18 protein-coding genes are annotated in these 22,067 nt (G+C 27.9%); 17 read left to right on the top strand and 1 reads right to left on the bottom strand.

Translation table 11 applies throughout. The features are described 5' to 3' along the window. The 6 genes from H8S20_RS11275 to H8S20_RS11250 all read left to right on the top strand — a co-directional run. The coding region (locus tag H8S20_RS11275) for a response regulator transcription factor (protein WP_207725312.1) at positions 1-1,412 on the top strand (1,412 nt) is incomplete at its 5' end. A 127-nt stretch (positions 1,413-1,539) separates the two neighbouring features. Next, positions 1,540-3,396, top strand: a complete 1,857-nt coding sequence (locus tag H8S20_RS11270) for an ABC transporter substrate-binding protein (protein ID WP_186860166.1) — start codon at positions 1,540-1,542, stop codon at positions 3,394-3,396. Between the two features lie 115 nt (positions 3,397-3,511). Further along, complete coding sequence (locus H8S20_RS11265) at positions 3,512-4,516, top strand: ABC transporter permease (RefSeq protein ID WP_032118732.1); 1,005 nt, start codon at positions 3,512-3,514, stop codon at positions 4,514-4,516. A gap of 15 nt (positions 4,517-4,531) precedes the next feature. Then, the gene (locus H8S20_RS11260) at positions 4,532-5,779 is read left to right on the top strand and encodes an ABC transporter permease (RefSeq protein WP_186860165.1); all 1,248 of its coding nucleotides are present in this window, start codon (positions 4,532-4,534) and stop codon (positions 5,777-5,779) included. 11 nt (positions 5,780-5,790) lie between these two features. Next, positions 5,791-6,798, top strand: coding sequence for an ABC transporter ATP-binding protein (locus tag H8S20_RS11255; RefSeq protein ID WP_186860164.1), 1,008 nt, complete (start codon positions 5,791-5,793; stop codon positions 6,796-6,798). Then, positions 6,791-7,603: an ABC transporter ATP-binding protein gene (locus H8S20_RS11250; protein ID WP_186860163.1), complete on the top strand. Its 813-nt coding sequence runs from the start codon at positions 6,791-6,793 to the stop codon at positions 7,601-7,603. The genes H8S20_RS11255 and H8S20_RS11250 overlap by 8 nt, the downstream gene beginning before the upstream one ends. A 287-nt stretch (positions 7,604-7,890) precedes the next feature. Here the strand turns inward: H8S20_RS11250 and H8S20_RS11245 are convergent, their stop codons facing one another. After that, positions 7,891-10,275 carry an ATP-binding protein gene (locus tag H8S20_RS11245; RefSeq protein ID WP_186860162.1) on the bottom strand — a complete coding sequence of 795 codons (2,385 nt, stop codon included), beginning with the start codon at positions 10,273-10,275 and terminating at the stop codon, positions 7,891-7,893. A 161-nt stretch (positions 10,276-10,436) separates the two neighbouring features. Between H8S20_RS11245 and H8S20_RS11240 the strand changes: the two genes are divergently transcribed. The 11 genes from H8S20_RS11240 (at position 10,437) to H8S20_RS11190 (ending at position 21,808) form a co-directional block, all read left to right on the top strand. Beyond that, a complete protein-coding gene (locus H8S20_RS11240) occupies positions 10,437-13,028 on the top strand; it encodes a 3'-5' exonuclease (RefSeq protein ID WP_186860168.1) in 2,592 nt (863 codons plus the stop codon). A 73-nt stretch (positions 13,029-13,101) separates the two neighbouring features. Continuing rightward, positions 13,102-13,452, top strand: a complete 351-nt coding sequence (locus tag H8S20_RS11235; protein WP_032118728.1) for a hypothetical protein — start codon at positions 13,102-13,104, stop codon at positions 13,450-13,452. 25 nt (positions 13,453-13,477) lie between these two features. After that, positions 13,478-14,227: a tRNA pseudouridine(38-40) synthase TruA gene (gene truA / locus H8S20_RS11230; protein WP_032118727.1), complete on the top strand. Its 750-nt coding sequence runs from the start codon at positions 13,478-13,480 to the stop codon at positions 14,225-14,227. A gap of 29 nt (positions 14,228-14,256) precedes the next feature. Beyond that, positions 14,257-16,434 (top strand): HelD family protein, encoded by a 2,178-nt coding sequence (locus H8S20_RS11225; RefSeq protein WP_186860161.1) that lies wholly within the window; start codon positions 14,257-14,259, stop codon positions 16,432-16,434. 180 nt (positions 16,435-16,614) lie between these two features. Then, positions 16,615-17,952, top strand: a complete 1,338-nt coding sequence (locus H8S20_RS11220; RefSeq protein WP_186860160.1) for a uracil-xanthine permease family protein — start codon at positions 16,615-16,617, stop codon at positions 17,950-17,952. 65 nt (positions 17,953-18,017) lie between these two features. Beyond that, positions 18,018-18,212, top strand: a complete 195-nt coding sequence (locus H8S20_RS11215) for a hypothetical protein (protein WP_032118725.1) — start codon at positions 18,018-18,020, stop codon at positions 18,210-18,212. A gap of 344 nt (positions 18,213-18,556) precedes the next feature. Further along, entirely contained in the window at positions 18,557-19,219 is a 663-nt protein-coding gene (locus tag H8S20_RS11210) for a nucleotide-binding protein (protein WP_186860159.1), read from the top strand. Positions 19,220-19,236: 17 nt separating this feature from the next. Continuing rightward, positions 19,237-19,470, top strand: coding sequence for a 4Fe-4S binding protein (locus tag H8S20_RS11205; protein ID WP_032118723.1), 234 nt, complete (start codon positions 19,237-19,239; stop codon positions 19,468-19,470). Continuing rightward, positions 19,460-20,530 carry a 3-methyl-2-oxobutanoate dehydrogenase subunit VorB gene (vorB, locus tag H8S20_RS11200; RefSeq protein WP_186860158.1) on the top strand — a complete coding sequence of 357 codons (1,071 nt, stop codon included), beginning with the start codon at positions 19,460-19,462 and terminating at the stop codon, positions 20,528-20,530. The genes H8S20_RS11205 and vorB overlap by 11 nt, the downstream gene beginning before the upstream one ends. Further along, positions 20,527-21,276 (top strand): thiamine pyrophosphate-dependent enzyme, encoded by a 750-nt coding sequence (locus H8S20_RS11195; protein WP_032118721.1) that lies wholly within the window; start codon positions 20,527-20,529, stop codon positions 21,274-21,276. Before vorB ends, H8S20_RS11195 begins: the two co-directional genes overlap by 4 nt. Position 21,277: 1 nt before the next feature. After that, positions 21,278-21,808: a 2-oxoacid:ferredoxin oxidoreductase subunit gamma family protein gene (locus H8S20_RS11190; protein WP_186860157.1), complete on the top strand. Its 531-nt coding sequence runs from the start codon at positions 21,278-21,280 to the stop codon at positions 21,806-21,808. Positions 21,809-22,067 lie beyond the last annotated feature (259 nt).

Raw genomic sequence — 22,067 nt, 5'->3', positions numbered from 1 at the left:
TACGAGATATTATAAGATACTCTAAAATAAAGGTGGAAAACATTATTGAATGTAGTAGTGAATTAGAAGCTTACAACGGAATTAAACGTAGTAATGTAGATTTATTAATAATAGGTATTACTAATAGTAATAAAGATGGAATTATATTAGCTAAAAAGATTAAAAAACTTAGATTAAAAACAAATATAATAGCAATAAGTGAAAGAGATAACACTTCAGATATAATTGAATTACTAAGATGTGGTGTAAGAGAGTATTTTAGCAGCGAATTTGAAGATTATGAATTAATTACTACCATAAAGTCTTTAGAAGAAGAATATAAGGAAGAAGAAAATGAAATAGGTGATAAGGTACCTTTGCTTTATGAACAATTAAAGTATTTACTTTTACAAGATGATATAGATATTAATATAGCCAATAATCTTAATAGTGTTTTAAGTAAACATATTATAAATATAAGTTATAAAATAATATGCACTAATTATGAAATGAAAAGCAAAATAAATAATAATTGTTTACTTTTTCAAAACATAAAAGGTCATAATATAATTATGATTAAAGCCGATAAAGCACAAAATTTTATAGATAAAAATTTAAGTGCTTTAGATATTGGTGTAAGTAAAGAATATACAGACATAAAATTCTTAATTGATGCTTTAAGTGAAGGAATACAAGGTAGGGAAGAAAAATTTTTCATGCAATTATCAAAAAAAGATTTTGCTACGGAAAACATATCTATAGAAGAGAATGAACTTGAAAAATTTATACAGTTGATAGGTACTAGTAGATTGGATTCTAATTATAACTATCTAAAGAGATTAGTTATGGCTGTGAAGCGATGTGAAATATCACCACGTTCTTTTTTAGAATTGTCAAAAGAGATTTACAATAAAATTCATAATACCTATAGTGGAATAATTATAGATGAGCATATAAAAATAGAGGAATTAGAAAATCCGTTTGCTTATACTAATATTGATATATACTGTGAAACAATATACAAATTAATTTTACGAATAAACAATAATTTAATAAATAATTATGATTATTATAGAAATAGAATTAAAATTGAAAAGGCTGTTCAATACATTAATAAAAATTATAAGAAAAATATAAATATGACTTTTATATCTAATTATGTATCAATGAATTATACAATTTTTTCTTTAGATTTTAAAGAATATACAGGGAAGAATTTTGTGAATTATCTAAAGGAAGTAAGATTAAAAGAAGCTAAGAGATTATTAAATGAAACAGATATGAAGATAAATGAAATAAGCGAAGCTGTAGGTTATGATAATGATAAACATTTTATGAAGACATTTAAAAGTCTATATAGTGTTACTCCAAGTGAGTATCGTAAAAATGTTAAGGCCGGTAAATTTAATAAAAATACACTTGTAAATTTTTAATGAAATTATTTTGGTAAAAAAACAACACCAAAGGTAAAAAAATATACACTTATTTTGTAAAGGATAACATCTATAATTAATTATATAGAGGTTATCCTTTTTATTAATAAATAAGTGAGGGGAAATAATGAAAAAGAAATTGTTAGCAGGTTTATTAGCTAGCTTAATGACAGTATCCTTTTTAGTTGGATGCGGCTCTAACAATACTGAAAATGTAACAGATGATAACACTCAAAAGACAGAAGAATCTGAAAAAACAGAGGAAACTACTAATGAAGAGGAGACTACTGTTGCAAATTCAACACCAAGAAATGAAACACTATATTTTAATGGACAACAATGGGGAACTATAAACAATTGGAACCCTATGAGTGCTAACTCAAATAATGCAATGGCAATACAACAGGTTGATTCTGCTAGAGTTTTAATTTATGAGACATTATTCTTATATAATATGCTTGACGGATCATTACAGCCTTTACTTGGAGAATCTTACGAATGGAATGCTGACCAAAGTCAATTAACAATTAAGCTTAATCCAGCTGCTAAGTGGAGTGATGGAACAAAAGTAACTGCTGAAGACGTAGTTTACACATTTGATACTCATGTAAAATACGGTTCAACTACAGGCAATGACTATTCAGCATATATTGAAAAAGTAGAAGCAAAAGATGACACAACAGTTGTATTTAATTCGAAATTAGATGATGCTGGAGTTCCTATTAATCCATTAAAAGTGATAGAATATCTTCCTAAAGTATATGTTATGCAAAAAGCTTATTTACAAACTGTAGAAGCTAGAAATAATAATGAAGCTGATAAAGTTAAAGAAGATGTTATGGATGACTTAGTTGCTTCAGGTCCATATAAACCTTATTATGATGATGACCAAAAAGTTGTATTTATAAGAGATGACAACTATTGGGGAACAAGTTTATGGGGTAGTTTACCAGCACCTAAGTATATAGCACATACAATATTTGCAGATAATGCAGCTGGGGATATTGCTTTTGCTAATGGTGAAGTAGATGTATCTCAACAATTTGTTTCTGAAATATGGAAGATGTGGGAAGGTGGAAAACCTATTTCTACCTATATAGATGATGCACCTTATTATGTTTGTGCTACAATGCCAACAGCTTTCTTTAATGTTGAAAGAAGAGGTCTAGATAAAGCTGAAGTTCGTAAGGCTATTGCTATGGCTGTAGATTTTGATCAAATAATTTCAACTGCTATGTCAGGATATTCTCCAACATTTAAAGATGTACCTAGAAGCTTAATGAATCCAACTGCAGCAGAGCAAGCATTAGTAGATCAAGCTGCATTAAGTGATTTACAATTTACAGGTAAAGATATTGAAGGAGCTAACAAGCTACTTGATGAAGCAGGTGTAGTTGATACAGATGGTGATGGAATTCGTGAAATAGATGGTGAAAACTTATCATATAAAGCTGAATGTCCAGAGGGGTGGTCAGACTGGAATGCATCACTTGAAATAGTTGCAGCTGCTGGTAAAGAAATAGGTATAAATATAGAAACTTACTTCCCAGATGCAAATACTTTCTATGATGATATGACAACAGGAAATTTTGATATTTGTATGTGGAGTCCTCCAGGAGCATCAATATCTAACCCTTGGACTCGTTCAATGGCGTTACTTTCTAGCACATATAATGAACTAGAAGTAAACTGGAGTGGTAATTTTGGTGGATTTACAAGTGAAAAAGCTGATGAAATCCTTGCTAAGATACCTACAGAACAAGATCAAGCTAAGTTAAAAGAATATTATACTGAATTAAGTAAGATATATCTTGAAGAAGTTCCTTCATTTTCATTAATGTATAGACCTCAAGTATTTCATACTGTAAATGAAAGTGTATGGACTGGATTCCCACAACAAGATGACGGAAATAATATTCCACCATTAGATTGTACAGATGGGTATGGAGTTGCAGCATTATATCATCTTAAAAATATTGAATAGAAGATTGATTTTGTAATAGTCAGTTAAATATTAGAAATGACCATGTTTAAAGACTAATTAAGCATGGTCGTTTTTATAAAATAATATATAAATACTTCAATTTGGAGGTAATATATTGAAAGGATATAAAAAGTATTATACAAATAAAATAGCATGGTATATAGCAACTTTAATTATTGCTGTTGTTTTAAACTTTGTGTTACCTAGATTAATGCCAGGCGACCCTGTTTCAGCAATTGCAGCAAGATCTGTTGCAGGAATGACTGATTCTACAGCTATTCAAAAAGTATATGAAGATTATGCAGAAAAATTTAGTATAAATGAGCCTATGACAACACAATTTTTTAGCTTTGTTAAAAATGCAGCTAAAGGTGATTTTGGTGTTTCCTTTAGTCAATATCCTAGGACTGTTTCAGATATAATAGAATCCTCTGTATGGTGGACTGTGTGCCTTCAGCTTCCTGCAATTTTAGTAGGATGGATATTAGGAAATTTACTTGGAGCTGTTGCTGCTTACAGGAAAGGTATATTTGATAAAGGTATTTTACCATTGTTTTTATTTTTTAGTAACGTTCCTGCATTTGGTATGGCTATAGTACTTTTATTTGTTTTTGCGGTAAATTTAGGATGGTTTCCTACTAGTGGAGGATATGGATTTGAATTAATTCCAAATGTCAGTTTTACCTTCTTTAAATCTATTTTTTATCACTATCAATTACCATTTTGGTCTATTGTTTTAATTACTATAGGTGGGCAAGCAATAGGAATGCGTTCAATGTCAATTTACGAGCTTAATGCAGATTACGTTAAATATAGTAGGTTCTTAGGAATAAAAGATAGAAAAATTACTAAATACGTTTTTAGAAATGCAATGTTGCCGCAAATAACAGGGTTAGCTATGTCTATAGGTACTATGATAGGTGGAGCATTAGTAGCTGAAATAATTTTTAGTTATCCAGGACTAGGAACTACAATACTAAATGCCATTAAAGGACGAGATTATCCGTTAATTTCCGCCTGTACACTAATAATAACTATAATGGTTTTATTAGCAAATTTACTTGTAGAAATTTTATATGGTGTAATTGATCCACGTATAAAAGCATCGCAACAAGACTAAAGGAGGAGATATAGTATGAGAAGTAGATTAAAACAAGTTTTTCATGATAAAAAATTCTTGCTAGGATTTATTATATTTATTCTAATTTTATTGACAACTATAATATATCCATTACTTGTTACCTATAATCCTTTAGAGATGGTTGGGGGGTTATTTTATAAACCAGGTACTTATGTATCGATTACTGATGCAGTAGAATCAAAAAATTATCAATTAAATGTAGACACAAAAGGAGGTAGATTGGAAAGTAAGCTTTCTTTAGAAGATAGAGCTGAAATGGCTACTTGGCTTGAAAAGTTTGGTGGAATTTCTATAGACGAAATAGATGTAACCGACGCTGAAGCATTAGTGAAATTATGGAATAAACATTACGATTCTAAAAATCCACAAGAAGGACTAATATCAGCTAAAAAGAAGTATTATGTAAGATTGGATATTAAGATTGATGGTATTTTAGAGGAAAGTGAGCTTATCCTTGCAAAATTAGATGAAACTTCAGGGGAATTAGTTCAAGATTCTAAAGTTACTTCTACAGACTTTGTAAATATAAATGATATTGCTAATCAAAGAACTTTCGTTTTAGGAACAGATAATTTTGGACGTGATGTTTTAACTGAATTAGTACATGCTACAAGAACATCTTTAAAAATAGGATTAATAGCAGGCTTGATAGCAACTTTTATAGGGTTAATACTAGGTTTATTATCAGGATATGTAGGAGGATTATTAGATGATATAATAATGTTTATTACTAACTTGTTTACTGTAATTCCTTCTTTTATAATATTAATCCTTATATCATATAGTGTAGGACAAAGTGCTAGAGGTGTAACTGTGGTTGCTAGTATAATAGGTTTAACTTCTTGGACATGGACTACAAGATCTGTACGTTCACAAGTTATTTCACTTAGAAACAGAGATCATGTAAACTTATCTAAGTTATCTGGACATAGCCTATTTAGAATAATTTTAACAGATATATTACCTTATGTAGCTTCATATGTAGTTATGGCTTTAATTTTACAAATATCATCAGGTATTTTAGCTGAAGCACAGTTGTCTATGCTAGGATTAGGGCCTGCGACCACAAAAGTTACAACGCTAGGATTAATGATGAACTGGGCTATGCAATACAAAGCACCATTGTCTAATGCATGGTGGGCATTTTTACCGGTTATTCTTTCTATTGCATTAATTACATTTTCACTTAATTTGATGAATACAGGGTTAGATCAAGTATTTAATCCACAGCTTAGAGAGTAGGGGGAATATGTATGGGAAAAGTTATATTAGAAGTAGATAATTTAAAAACCAAATATATTACAAGATTTGGAGAAGATATATATGCAGTAGACGGTATATCATTAAAACTTGAAGAAGGAAAGTCACTTGGTATAGCTGGAGAATCAGGATGCGGAAAATCAACTTTAGCATTAAGCTTAATGGGATATTACTTTGCACCACTTCATTATCAAAGTGGAACTATTAATATAGAAGGAAAAAATATTTCTAGTATGAAACCAGATGATGTTCGAAGAAAAATATTAGGAAATGAAATAGCATATATACCTCAAGCAGCTATGAATGCATTAAATCCTACACAGAAAATAATAAGATTTATAGAAGATGTTATTAGAGCTCATGATCCAAAAGCTAAAAAAAGTGATATTTATGATTTAGCTAGAAAACGTTTTGAGATATTAGGATTACCAGAGAGCGTTCTTCAAAAGCATGCAGTAGAGCTTTCCGGTGGGATGAAACAAAGAACTGTAATTGCGATTTCTACAATTTTATCACCTAAAGTATTAATTGCAGATGAACCCTCATCAGCCTTAGATGTTACATCTCAAAAGATGGTAATAAAGATGTTAAAAGATTTGATGAATAAAGGGTTTATAAAATCTATGATATTCATAACTCATGAGCTCCCACTACTTTATAACGTAACTGATGATATTATGGTAATGTATGCGGGACAGAGTGTTGAATTCGGTAGAGCAAAAGAAATGGTATTTGATCCATTACACCCTTATTCAAAAGGGCTTATGGGTTCAATAATAGTTCCTGAAGAAGGTACTAAAAATAATAAGTTAATTGCTATTCCTGGAACACCTCCTAATTTAAAAAATCCACCTATAGGATGTAGATTTGCTGAAAGATGTAAGTATTCAAGACCAGAATGTATGATTCATAGTATATCAGAAAATAAGATGAAAAATGGACGTATGTATAGATGTTATATGAATGAATCTGAGTTAAGGGAGGTTTATAGTAATGAGTGATATAGAATCATTATGCTTAAGCGGTAAAGGTATTACTAAAATATTTGGTATAGGTGATAATAAAACTATTGCTGTAGACCATGTAGACTTTGAATTTCATGAAGGAGAAATTATATCTATAGTAGGAGAAAGTGGATCTGGAAAAACAACTTTTGCTAAAATGCTATTAGGATTAATAAGTGTAACTGAAGGAGAAATACTATTTCAAGGTAAACCTAGAGATATAAAAAGTCATAAAAATAGAAAAGAATATTGGAAGGGAATACAAGCAATATTTCAAGATCCATTTTCATCTTTTAATGTTTTTAATAAAGTAGACTCAGTCTTGTTAGATTGTATTAATATGCGAGGAGGAAGGAAGCTTCCTAAAGAAAAAAAATTTGAAATGATGACAGAAGCATGTAGTTTCGTTAATTTGAAATTTGAAGAGCTAACTAATAAATATCCCTTTGAACTTTCCGGTGGACAAATGCAACGTTTAATGATTGCAAGGATTTTTTTACTTAAACCTAAAATACTTTTAGCTGATGAACCTACATCAATGATAGATGCATGTTCGAGAGCTACAATTTTAGATATGCTTCTCAAATTAAGAGAAGAAACTAATATGACAATAATTTTTATTACTCATGATATTGGTCTAGCTTATTATGTGTCTGATACAGTTTATATAATGGAACATGGAAGATTTGTAGAATTAGGTGAAGCAAATGAGGTAATATTGAGACCAAAGGCTGATTATACAAAGAGATTAATTAGTGATGTTCCTAAAATTTATGAAGAATGGGACTTAAACACTATATAAGAATTGATAATCCTAAATGATAAATGAATGGTATTGTTCACATTGCTCACAATAGAAATGTTAGCTAAAGCTAAGAGAAATATGTCATTCTGACAGAGAAATATTCATCTTTGGAGGGAGAAAAATGCCTCGGCAAATATAAGATTCATTCCGTAGGCATGTGTTTCTCTGTGGATTTAGCCACATATTTCTCTTCTGATTGCTGAATATTTATCTATGACTTGGTCATATGTTTCTCTTTTGCATAAGCGAAATATTTCTCTTTGCGAGCGTAGCGAACAACTTATTTAAACTACATATATGTCTGAAAATTCGATATTACATTTTTCTATAGGATCCATACAGTTTGGGTTAATATTCTCTATGACAGGTTCATTTTCAATAATATGTATAGGTAGTGTAAATAGAAACTCAGAACCTCTTCCTTTACTACTGTTAACAGTTATATTTCCACCATGAAGTTTAACTAAGGATTCTACTATAGATAAGCCTATACCACTCCCTTCACATTTTCTTGTCATAGTATTATCTACCTGCATAAATCTCTCAAAAATAAGATCTATTTTATCTTCTGAGATACCAAGTCCATTATCTTTGACACTTACTAATATGTCATTTCTTAGAGTAGTTATTTTAACTTCTATCTTACCATCTTTTTCAACATATTTAACTGCATTTGATAAAAGATTAAGCATTATTCTTTCTACTTTTTCTGAATCACAAGATATAATTTTTTCTTCAACGTCTGTATCAAAAATAAGTTCTATTCCTTTATCCTCAATATATTGTACAACAGACATAGTTATATCTTCTATAACAGAAACAATATTGTGGTTTTTAGGATGAATTTCATAATAGCCTGTATCAATTTTTGTCATATCAATTATGTTATTTGCTAGTCTAAGTAATCTATAGGAGTTTTGTTTAATGGAATTTAAATAATTGTCTAAGTTAAAGTTATTATGTACCAGAATATTACCATTTCTTATGTTTTTATTTATAATTTGCAGGCTAGCTAAAATAATATTTAATGGTGTTTTAAATTCATGAGATATATTAGCGAAAAACTCATTTTTAATATTTTCTAAATGTAGAGCTTCTTCAATTATCTTATTTTGACTTTCTAACTTCTTTTCATCTGTAATGTCTTTTGCAGTGCATAGATATATATTATCTTCTTTAAAAGCTCTACAATTCCAAGATAACCATTTATATTCACCATTTTTACAAAGCATTCTACATGTAATGTTATAACTATCATAACTCTTAGATAGAATATTAACTATGTTATTAATATCATCAGGATGAATCAAATTTCTCCAATGATTTGAATTTAATTCTTCAAGTGTCCACCCTAATACTTTAGTATAACTATTACTTATTTTTTTATGTTTCCCATCTTTATATATTGTTGCTGTGATATCCACTGCAGTATTTAATAAAAATGATAACTCCTCTTCAATTTCTAATCTTTTTTTAAATTCAATTTTTAATTTTTCAGTAAGTAAATAATTATTTATTATAGCACCTAATTGTTTAGCAAATGTTGTTGAAAAAGAGTCATTTTTACTTGGGAAATCCACTTTGTTTTTGTAGCATACATGTAGAACTCCTAAAATATCTTTATTGAATTTTATTGGATAAACACCTATGTATTTAAATTTATCTTTATATAAATTCTTCACAAAATCATTATATTTCTCAATAGGTAATATACAATAGTCATTATAGTTAGCTAAAATACTTTGAAATTCCTCTTTATCTATCTGTATATAAGAATCAGTATTATGACTTGAATTAAAATTATTATTACTATAATATGGAACAAGATGTTCATTGTAATGAATAAAAAAGTTAAATTCACTACAAGCTAAGGTATTATTAATATTCCACTTAATTTTGTTTATTACTGTAAAATCATTAGCGATATTAGTACCTTGGTCAAGCAAACGTTGTAAAATTGTTAATTGGTCATAACTTCTACTTAAGCTACTTTCTATGAAGTTTGTAAGAGTTATGTCTTTAGATAAACCAATAATATACTTAATCTCTTTATTATCATCTAAAATTGGATGAACCCATCTACTCAAAACTATTTCTTTACCGGATTTTAAGATATATGTATCATCAAATACTCTAGCTTCTTTTGAATTTATAATTACATTTTCAGTAGATTGAATCCTTTTAACAGATTCTTTATCAAAGTAATCAATAGGGGATGTTCCTATGTATTCATTTATATTAGCATCTAAAGCTTTTGCAAAAAATTTATTCATATAAATATATTTTCCACTTTTATCTTTTATCCAAGCCATAAAATTACTATTATCTAATATATTTTCTAAATGTTCTTTTGTGCATGATGAATCTTCCACATCTGATAAAGTTATAAAGATTGCATCAGTAGTATTAAATTTATTATAGCAATAAATAATATTACATTTTTTATCTATATTATTTGTTACTATATGAACGATTGATTCTCCATTTTTTTCTTTTAAAATATTATCTACATCAGATTTGCCTTTTATAAGATGATCTATATTTAAGTCTCGCAAATTATCTAATGAAATTGATGTAAATTTAACAAAAGAATTATTAATAAATAATATTCTACCATTTGTATCAATAATAATAATTTTATCCTGTAAGTTATTTAAAAAATGCTCCATAGTTTACCTCTTATGCTATAATTTATAATTATATTAACATTATACAACCATTTGTTGTAAATTTCATCAAATTATTACAATAAGAATATTTGTTTTATTATGAATTTCACTAAAAATTATGTAAAATAATTTTATATAGCTTTAGATTTTAAGGAGTGAATATATTGAAATTAAATGAAGAACAAAAGCTCTTAGTAAACGAATATACTAAGAATATTTTATTATTAGCTTCTGCCGGCACTGGTAAAACGGATACTTTATCAAAAAGAGTTGCCGGAATTATAAAAGAAGGAAAAGCTAAATCAGATCAAATTTTATGTATAACATTTACTAATAAAGCTTGCAAAGAAATGCAAGAAAGGGTAGAAGCTATTGTTAGAAAAGAATCTAAAAATATAACTATTAAAACTTTTCATAGCTTTTGTTTTGACATAATAAAGTCTAATTTTAAAAAAAATACTGATGTATTTAGTGATTTTATAATATTTGATGAAGAAGACTGTAAAGAGTTAATAAGAAGTTGTAATTATTTTAATTATCCAATTAATAATTTACACTTATTTATTAAAGAAATTAAGTCATTTATGATTAAAGGCAATCTACCGACTTCTCAGGATATTGATTATAAAAGTATAATTAAAAATTTTTATATGAATTATGATGAAAAAGTTACTAAAGTATGTAGTGAAAGAGGTAAATTAAATTTAGAACTAAAGAAGTATTTAAAAGATAAAGGAGATATTTTAATTCAAACTTATAACTCTTTACTATATAGCAATCATGGATTAGATTTTGATGATTTAATATATATAACAAAAGAGTTATTTAAGGATGAAAATGTCGTTAGGTCAATAAGTGAAAAATATAAATATATAAATATTGATGAAATGCAAGATATAGGTACTATTGAATACTTTATAATCGAGAAGATATTTAAAAATAACAATATATTAATGTGTGGAGATATATTCCAAACTATATATAGCTGGAGGGGATCAGAGCCAGACATAATAATAAATACTTTTAAAGAAAAATATAAACCTCTAGAAATTGTATTTTCAAAGAATTATAGAGCAACCAATATTTTAACAGAGAGTTCACTTGAATATTTAAAAAATGCATTTGAAACACAAGTTACAACCATATATAAAGATGGAATAAAATCAGCCACAAGCATTGTTGGTGAAAAAATAAAACTTTCTATTAATGATAATGCTAGAAGTGAAGCTAGATTCATTTTTGATTCTATAAAGTCTTTGGAGCAAAATGGAGAAAATATATACAGTACTTGTATTTTAACAAGAGATAATAATTATAATATGGCACTAAGTAATTACTTAAAATCTTTACAGTATGAGGGAGTAAATTTTGAGTTTATATTAGTAGACCAATTTAAATTTTTTAGAAGACAAGAAATAAAAGATATAATCGCATTTTTAAAGCTTATAGTAAACCAATATGATTCTTTAAGCTTAAAGAGAATCATAACAAGACTTCCAAGTGGAATAGGTGATAAAACAATTGAGGAAATTGAAGGAAGTAAATACAAATGTGTAGGAATTAGAATATCAGATTTTATTGATCCTAGCGTAGTTGCTTATGGCGAAAAGTATGCTTTATTGGTAAAAGAATTAGAAAAAGATAATATAATAGTATTTGATGTAGAAAGTACTGGAACTGATGTAACAGAGGATGAAATAATTCAAATAGCTGCAATCAAAATAAATTCAAAAGGTATTGTAATTGGAAATTTTGAAAAGTTTATTAAAAATGATAAATCTGTAGGTACTTCACAATATGTACATGGATTTAGCGATGCTTTTCTACGAGAAAATGGTGAGGATAAAAGGACTGTATTATTAGAATTTTGTGAATTTATAAAAAATTCTATAATAGTAGGACACAATGTACAATTTGATATAAATATATTAACAAGTGAACTAAAAAGATTAAAAATGAACTCTATAGATATTAAAGGCTTCTATGATACTTTAGATATTTATAGAAGGTTTTATCCAGAAGCTACAAACCATAAGTTAGAAACACTTTCAAAAATATTTAACACTAAAAATAAACCAAGTCATGATGCTATGGATGATATATTAGCAACTGGAGAGCTTCTTATAAATGCTATTTATAACTACATAATACCAACTACAATGGAAAGAATGTCTTATATGATAAAACATTTAAAAAGCTTTTCCAAAATATCCGAGAAGTTAAATTCCTTATTTGATAAAGCTAAAGATATGAGACCTTATGATATAGTAGTAGAAGTAATAAACTCTTTTCATATTAAATCTCTATATACTGGTGAGGACGGTAAAGAAAAAATAGAAAGATTAAGAGATTTTTATGTACTACTTAAGGATTTAGATAATAAAGATAAAAGTAATAGAGATTCATTACTAGACATAATAAAAATAACAGGATTATCAAATGGTGAACTTGAATCATTAATAATAAATAGAACAAAAAGACCAAGAATTCCAATTATAACAATTCATCAAGCAAAAGGCTTAGAGTATGAGAATGTTTTTTTAGCTGGTGCTCAAAAAAATACTTTTCCATCATTTAGAGCATTAAATAGCAATAATTTAGAGGAAGAAAAGCGATTGTTCTATGTTGCAATAACTCGTGCAAAAAAGAGATTATTTATCTCTTGTAATACATCAGGATATTTTGGATATAATGATAAAAGCCCATTTATTAACCACATTCCAAGTAAATATATAACCTCTGTAAAAGAATAATGAAAAATGTATATTAAATAAAAATATGTTATAATGTGCTGAATGACTTTATATAATTTGTTGGAGAAAACTTATGAAAGAAGAATATATAAAAGCTATTGACTTAGCAAAAGAATTAAATTTATACTTAAAAATTGTAACAGCTACTAATACATTCGAAAGTTATAACAGTTTCTTTAATATATACGACCAATATGAAGAAGCTTGTAGAAGAATAGTGGTCTTAACACCATTTAAAGATCTTGAAGAGGTTTATGATAAAGATTCAGATAGTAAGATAGTTGAAAATAACATCGTTGATGGTAATGTTTGGCTTAAAGAATTTTCTTTACTTGTAAATCCAAATACAATAGATCTTTATAGTATCACAATATCTAAAGATGAAGCTGAAAAATTAAGAAAATTATTTTTAGATAATAAATAAAATTCACTAAAAGTAGGAGCAAAAAATGAGAAATATTAAAATGATAGTTCAGTATGATGGAACTAGATATAAAGGATGGCAAAAACAAAATATTAAAGGAAATACTGTATCAACAATACAAGATAAGCTTGAAAAAGTATTATCTAAAATGACTAACGAGGATATTCAAGTAATTGGTTGTGGAAGAACTGACACCGGAGTTCATGCTGATAATTATATAGCAAACTTTAAAACTAATTCTACATCAACTATAAGTGAGTTCAAATCATATCTAAAAATGTATCTTCCTGAAGATATAGTAATTAAAGATATGATGAATTGTAGTGAAAGATTTCATGCTAGATTAAACACAATTTCTAAAACTTATAAATATACTATTGATAATAATGATTTTTGTAATGTATTTATGAAAAAATATGCTTATCATATGGAGGATAAGCTTGATGTAATCAAAATGAGAGAAGCATCTGAAGTACTTATAGGAACTCATGATTTTAGAAGTTTCACAAGTCTTAAAGCTAAAAATGGTAAATCAACAATAAGAACAATAAATTCTATAAATATAGAGGAAAATAATAATATAATTACTATTGTAGTTAATGGTAATGGATTTTTATTAAATATGGTGAGAATACTTGTTGGTACACTTATAGAAGCTGGAAAAGGTACTGTATCTCCTAAAGATATTAAGGATATTTTAGAAACGAAAGATAGAACTAAAGCTGGAGAAAAAGCTCCTGCAAAAGGATTGTGTATGTTAAAAGTCGAATATTAGATTGTAATTAATTTAGAGGAGAAATTTTAATGCTTATAGGTAAGGACATAAAAGATGAAGAAAAGTATCTTTCAAATACAATAGATACTATAAATAGTTTATTAAATAATTATGGAGTTTCTAGTTCTAAACAAGACAAATCAATTATAGAGCATAGAAAATTCCTATGGGATAATAGAAGTGAATTAGATGAAATCGAAATAAATGAGAATTGTGGGCAAGTTGCTTTAGAAGAAAAATTATATGCTAGTAAACTTTCAAGAATTAAAACTTTAGAAAGACAGTTAAAATCTCCTTATTTTGCTAGGTTAGATTTTAAGGAAGATGGAGAAGAAGTAGAAAGTTTCTATATAGGTTTATCCACTGTAGAAAATGAAGAGGATTTTGAATTCATAGTATTCGATTGGCGTTCTCCAGTATCTAATATGTTTTATGATTTTGAGGTAGGTCCAGCATATTATAAAGCTCCAAATAGAACTATAAATGGTCAAATAGAGTTTAGTAGACAGTTTAATATAAAGAACGGTAAAATTGTTTTTATGCATAATTCTAACGAATCTCTTTGCGATGAGAATTTAAGTACTATGCTTAGTAGAAATGCAACAGAAAAGATGAAAAATATTGTTGCTACAATACAAAAAGAGCAAAATGATATTATTAGAAATGATGATAGTAAAATATTATTTATTCAAGGCGCTGCTGGATCTGGGAAAACATCAATAGCACTACATAGAGCTGCATATCTATTATATAAAAACAGAAAAAATTTAACAGCTGATAATATTTTGATATTTAGTCCAAATGAAGTTTTTGCTGAATATATATCTGATGTATTGCCAGACCTTGGTGAAAGTAATATATTACAAACTACATTTGAATTATACTCAAAAAGATTTTTACCAACAAATTATATATTTGAAAGTAAGAATGACCATTTAGATTATATATATTCAGTAGATAGAAATAGTGATAGTTTTAAAATTAGAGCAAACTCTATGGAATATAAAAACACCACAGAGTTTATGCATATCTTAGATAAATATACCAATGATCTTCCGAATCATTTAATAGAAATAAGACCAATAATTATAGATAATAATGAAGTAATAAGTAAAAGTTCTGTAAAAAAGACATTTTTAAATAGATTTAAAGATATCCCATTATTAAATAGAATAGATGTAGTTAAACAAAGTTTATTTTCACAGCTTGAAACTAAATACTTAGCTTCAGACAATAATATTGAATTAGACTATATAGAAGATAAAGAAGAGTTTTATTCATATTGTAAAGAAGAAGTAAGCAATCAGGTTGATAAAATGATAAAGACTTTAGATAATGTTGCTATATACAAACTTCTATGGGAAAATATCGAAAAGTATACTAAAGATGATTTAAAAGAAATTAAGGATTATACTATTGAGTATATATCTGATAAAGAAGTAAAATTTGAAGATTTAACTCCAATTATATATATAAGGGCAGCAATGGAAGGCTTCAGAAATTATAGCAATATGAAGCATATATTAATAGATGAAGCTCAAGATTATAGTCCATTGTTCTACCAATTAATAAGAAAGTCCTTTAATAATGCTAAAATAACTATAATGGGAGATTTAAATCAAAGAATAGATAAATATTCCAATGTAAAAGATAAAGATAGTATTTTAGAAGTATTTGACGATGTAAAAGTAGCTATTCTTTCTAAGAGTTACAGATCAACTTCTAATATTACTATGTTTGCAAAAGAAATCTTAGATACCTATGAGCCAATAGAAGCAGTCGAAAGATCAGGAGAAAATCCTAATATAATTATAGAAAAAGATAATCTAGCAAAATCAATAAAAAATGAAATCGAATCAATGAAATCTAAGGGGCATATTTCTATAGCCGTTATATGTAAGAATAGGGAAAAAACTAAAAATATCTTTGACAGCTTGAAAGAGTTAGATTTAAAAATAAATATAAATCTAATAGATAATGAAAATTCAGAACTAAAAAATGATGTAAATGTAATATCATCATATTTAGCGAAAGGTTTAGAATTTGATGGCGTTATTATTGCTGATGGAGAAAACTACTTAAATAGTGAAGATTCTAATTTGTTTTATACTGTATGTACAAGAGCATTACACAAACTAGTTATTTTTTCATCAACATCATTAGATAATATACTTCCTAATAATACTATGTTATATGATTGCGTTTAAGAATAAAAAAATCTTGGAGATTATCCAGGATTTTTTTGCTTTATTTAATTCTATATTAAAACGACTTAAGAATTTTAAGTTATTTATGTATAAATCTTAAGGAAGAATAATATTAATTATAATGTATATAGATATAAATTAATATTATTATGTAACTACTACTTTAAGGGGGAAAGGTAAATGGATTGTAAAAAGGAAAACATGTATCAATTAGAGGGTAGAGTTCCTCTACAAGATGCTATTCCATTAGGAATGCAGCATGTACTTGCTATGTATGCTGGGAATTTAGCACCATTGCTTGTTGTTAGTGGTGTATTAGAAATGAATATGGGTGTAAAAGTTATCTTATTGCAAAATGCTATGTTTGTAGCCGGCCTTATAACATTAGTTCAATTATATCCTATATGGAAAATAGGTTCAGGATTGCCAGTTGTAATGGGAACAAGTTCAGGATTTATACCAGTAAGTATTAGTGTAGGAACTCAATTTGGTTATGGTGCTATTATGGGTGCATCTTTACTTGGTGGTATAATGGAATTCTTGTTAGGCTTTATTATAAAACCACTTAGAAAAATATTACCTCATGTTGTTACAGGAACAGTTGTTTTAATATTAGGTATATCTTTAATACCTATAGGAATTCAATTTGTTGGTGGTGGAGTTGGTTCGCAAAGCGATCCTAACTTTGGAGCTATAGCCAATATTGTAATCGGTTTAATAGTATTTCTAGTTATTATAGAGTTAAAACAATTTGCTAAAGGTTTTTGGAGTATCTCTTCTATATTAATTGGAATTATAGTTGGTTATATAGTTGCAATTGCTTGTGGTATGGTTGATTTTTCAGGTGTAGCTGAAGCTGCATGGTTCTCAATTCCAAAACCAATTTTTATGATAGAGGGATTAAGCTATTCCTTCCGTATTGAAGCTATTGTCCCATTTTTATTAGTATACTTAGCAACTACAGTAGAAACTATTGGAGATAATACAGGTATTGCTGTAGGTGGATTAGGAAGAGATATAACAGATGATGAATTAGAAGGAGCTGTACATGCTGATGGTTTTGGATCAGTTGTAGCAACTTTATTTGGAGTAATGCCAAATACATCTTTTAGCCAAAATGTTGGATTAGTAGCAATGACTAAGATTGTTAATAGATTTGTTTTAATGACTGGTGCAGTTTTTCTAATGTTATGTGCATTTATTCCTAAATTAGGAGCTATAGTAGCTTCTATTCCAAATTGCGTTTTAGGTGGAGCAGTATTATTAATGTTTGCAATGATAAGTATAAGCGGACTTAATTTGTTAACAGAAGAAGGAAAAATCTCAGAAAGAACTGGACTTATTGTTGCTGCATCATGTGCAGTAGGATTAGGATTAAGTAATTGTCCAGAAGTTATGCAACACTTACCATCATGGTTCCAAAGTATGTTTGGTCAAGCTATAGTTGGTGGTTTTGTTACTGCTACAATATTAAATCTAATTTTACCTAAAGATATCTTGGAAAAAGAAAATAACTAAACGATATATTATTTTTATTGGTTTTTATGATATAATCAATGAATATAAAACTTAGGAGGAAAATTATGATTTCTAAAAAAGCACTTAAAGATGATATAATAACTTACGACATAATAACTTACACCGATGAAAATGGTGAAGTAATAAATTATGTTGAAGTTACATTAGTAGATAGAATTATAGACGTATATATGGACATAAGAGAAGTAAACATCGGATTAATTGCAAATAAGATAATTGAAGATGGTTTATATAAGTAACAAAAAGCCCCTAAATCAAATTAGATTTAAGGGCTTTTTTCAATATAAATAATATGTAGAGTAGATTACTAATGGATAACAACTGAAAAACAGGAAAAAATGCTTGTTGATATAACTAAAAACACTGATGATGAACTAGCTCTAGAGGATGTTGATGTTCTATGGGCTATTATAGAATTTTATTAGTTACATATTTTATATGTGGTATGACAGATTCGTATGCTGCCCAAATATATCAACAATTATTAGGAATAAATATTTATAAGCTTTTTTATTCTATAAAAAATATATAGTATTTCTCATTTATATAAGTAAATCATAAGATATAAAGAGGAGGGGGTTAGTTGAATAAAATAAAGATATTAGTAGGTCATACTGGAAGTGGGAAAAGTGAAATAGCTATTAATTTAGCTATACAGAGTGCTTTAAGAAATTACAAGGTAGCTTTAATGGATTTAGATATAGTTAATCCCTATTTCTGTATAAGAGATATTAAAGAAATTCTAAAAAGAAAATATAATATTGACGTATTTAGTTCTTTAGGTGAATATCGAAATGCAGAATTGATGGTATTATCTAAAGATATAAAAGAAGCACTAATTAACGATAATAGCATTATAATAATTGATGTAGGTGGTGATAAAGAAGGCGCTAAAGTTTTAAAACAATATACAAATCTAGTAAAAAGATATACATATGAAGTTAATTTTGTTATAAATACTTTAAGATCGGATACTAGAAGTTTAGATCAAATAATTTATTATATAAAAACTATAGAAAAAACTAGTTCTCTAAAGGTCTCAAATCTAATATGTAATACCAATCTAATTGATGAGACAACCATTGATGATATTCTTTTAGGAGAAAAGTTAGTGGAGAGTGCTTCTAAAGAGTTAAACATTCCTTTTATTACTACAGTTATAGAAAGAAAGTATGAGAGTGGTAAAAATCTTATAAATAAAGATGTTCTAATTATAGATAGATTTATAAAAGTACCTTGGAAATAATATTGTGGAGGTAAATTATGTTTAAGGTTACATTTCGTGAAGAGAGATGTAAAGGTTGTGGTCTATGTATAGATACCTGTCCAAAAAAAATTATATTTGAATCTAATAAATTAAATGAGAAAGGCTATTATTGCGTAGAAATAATTGAAGAAGATATAGTCAAATGTATTGGATGTGCTAGTTGTGCTAAGATGTGTCCTGATTCGGTTATAAGTATTTATAAATACGAGGAGGATAACAATGAGCAATAAGGTATTAATGAAAGGCAATGAAGTTATCGCAGAAGCTGCTATAAGAGCTGGGTGCAAGTGTTATTTTGGATATCCTATTACTCCTCAAACAGAAGTGTTAGCTTATATGGCTAACAATATTAGAAAAAGAGGTGGAGAATTTGTACAAGCTGAAAGTGAACTTGCTGCTATTAATATGGTATATGGTGCAGCTGGTACAGGTGTTAGAGTTATGACTTCCTCTTCAAGTCCAGGGATAAGCCTAATGTCAGAAGGAATATCATATTTAGCAGCATCAGAATTGCCTTGTGTAATCGTAGACGTAGTAAGATGTGGACCAGGATTAGGTGGAATACAACCAGCTCAAAGTGATTATAACCAAGTAACTAAGGGCCTAGGTCATGGAGATTTTAATATACCAGTATATACACCTGATTCAGTTCAAGAATTAGGGGAATTAGTATATGAATCATTTGATATAGCTGATAAATATAGAACTCCAGTAATGGTAATGATTGATGGAATGCTTGGACAAATAATGGAACCAATTGAATTTTCGGAGAAAAATAAAAAAGAGAATATAGATAAGAGTTGGTGTGCTAATGGATTAGGAAATAGAAATCATCATAATATTATTAACTCTCTTTATTTAAATACTAATAAGCTTGAAGAATTAAATAATAGGTTACAAAGTAGATATAAATTAATAAAAGAAAATGAAGCTAGAGGAAAAGTCTATAATTATAAAGAGAATTGCGACTTGATTTTAGTTGCATACGGAACTACGGCTAGAATATGTAAAACAGTAATAGATGAAGGTGAATTATTAGGTATAAATTTAGCTTTAATTAGACCTATATCTATATGGCCGTATCCTGAAAACTTAATAGAAGATACAATAATTAATACTAAATTTGGTTATTTATCAGTTGAGATGTCCTGTGGGCAAATGGTATATGATATAGAAAGAATTGTAGGTAAGAGAAAGCCTGTAAACTTTTATGGTAGAAGTGGAGGAGTTGTACCTACTCCTGAAGAGATTCTAGGTAAGGTTAAGGAAATAATAGGAGGTAATCTATGAAAATAATATATGAGCCAACAAAATCATTATTAGATGTTCCTACTCATTATTGTCCAGGATGTACTCATGGTGTAATTCATAAACTTATCGGAGAAGTTATAGATGAACTTGATATATTAAAAGTAACTATTGGGGTGGCTCCTGTTGGTTGTTCTGTTTTAGCCTATAATTATTTTGCTTGTGATATGTTTGAAGCCGCTCATGGGAGAGCTCCTGCTATAGCAACTGGTATTAAAAGATCAAATCCTGACAAAGTAGTTTTTACTTATCAAGGCGATGGTGATTTAGCAGCAATTGGCATTGGAGAAATAATTCATGCAGCTAATAGAGGTGAAAAATTTGTTTCAATCTTTGTAAACAATTGCATTTATGGTATGACTGGTGGTCAAATGGCACCAACAACTTTATCAGGACAAGTGACAGAAACTTGTCCTAATGGAAGAAATACCGAATTGGAAGGTCATCCTATTAGAATGACAGAGATAATAGCTACTTTAGAAGGAAGCTACTATGTTGAAAGAGTTTCCGTTAATAATATATCTAATATAACTAAAGCCAAGAAAGCACTAAAAAAAGCTTTTGCTAATGCTTTAAATAATAAAGGGTTCTCTTTTATAGAGGTACTTTCTATATGTCCAACAAATTGGGGATTAACTCCAAAAGATTCATTAAAATGGTTAGAAGATAATATGATTCCTTATTATCCTTTAGGTGTTAAAAAGGATCTAAGTAAGGAGGAGAGTTAGTATGACTGTGATAAAAATTATTTTTGCAGGCTTTGGAGGACAAGGTATTCAAACTATGGGAAAGTTAATTGCTTATGCGGGATTAGATTCAGGACTAAATGTATCTTGGTTACCTTCCTATGGACCTGAAATGAGGGGAGGAACTTCAAATTGCTCTGTAATCTTAAGTAATGAAGAAATTGGTTCCCCTGTAGTAATAAATGCTGATATAGTTGTAGCAATGAATAATCCTTCTTTAGAAAAATTTGAAAACTATATAAAGTCAAATGGAATATTAATTATAGATAGTGAATTGGTTAGAATTCAAGTTAAAAGACAAGATATAACTATCTTTAAGATTCCAGCAGAAACTTTATCCTTAGAAGTAGGGGATAAGAGATATGCTAATATGGTTGTTTTAGGATCTCTAATTAAAGTAATTAAAACTTTAGAGTTAGAGTCAGTTATAAAATCAATAAATATACATGTCAAAGAAAAATATTATACTAATAATAAATTAGCACTAGAGAAAGGGTTTAACTATATAAACTAATATAATTAAATCATTAAAAACAATTAAGAATTAAACAGCTTCATCATTATTAATATGAAGCTGTTTAATCTCTATAAATGGCCTTTTAGGCTTATATATGATACAATATATAAAAATAAAACACTTAAATGTACTCATTTTACTAAAGTAGAAAGAGTTTCATTATTAATTAAGTAAGGAGAAACTCAATGATAAAAGAGTACTTATATATAATAAATTACCAAAACTATGAAAAAAGCTTATGTGATATGGAAATGAA

The organism is Clostridium hominis (assembly GCF_014287825.1).
In the GTDB taxonomy this organism is placed as follows: Bacteria; Bacillota; Clostridia; order Clostridiales; family Clostridiaceae; genus Clostridium; species Clostridium hominis.
The sequence above is the reverse complement of the archived record's forward strand: the minus strand, read 5'-3'. Positions and strand labels throughout refer to the sequence as shown.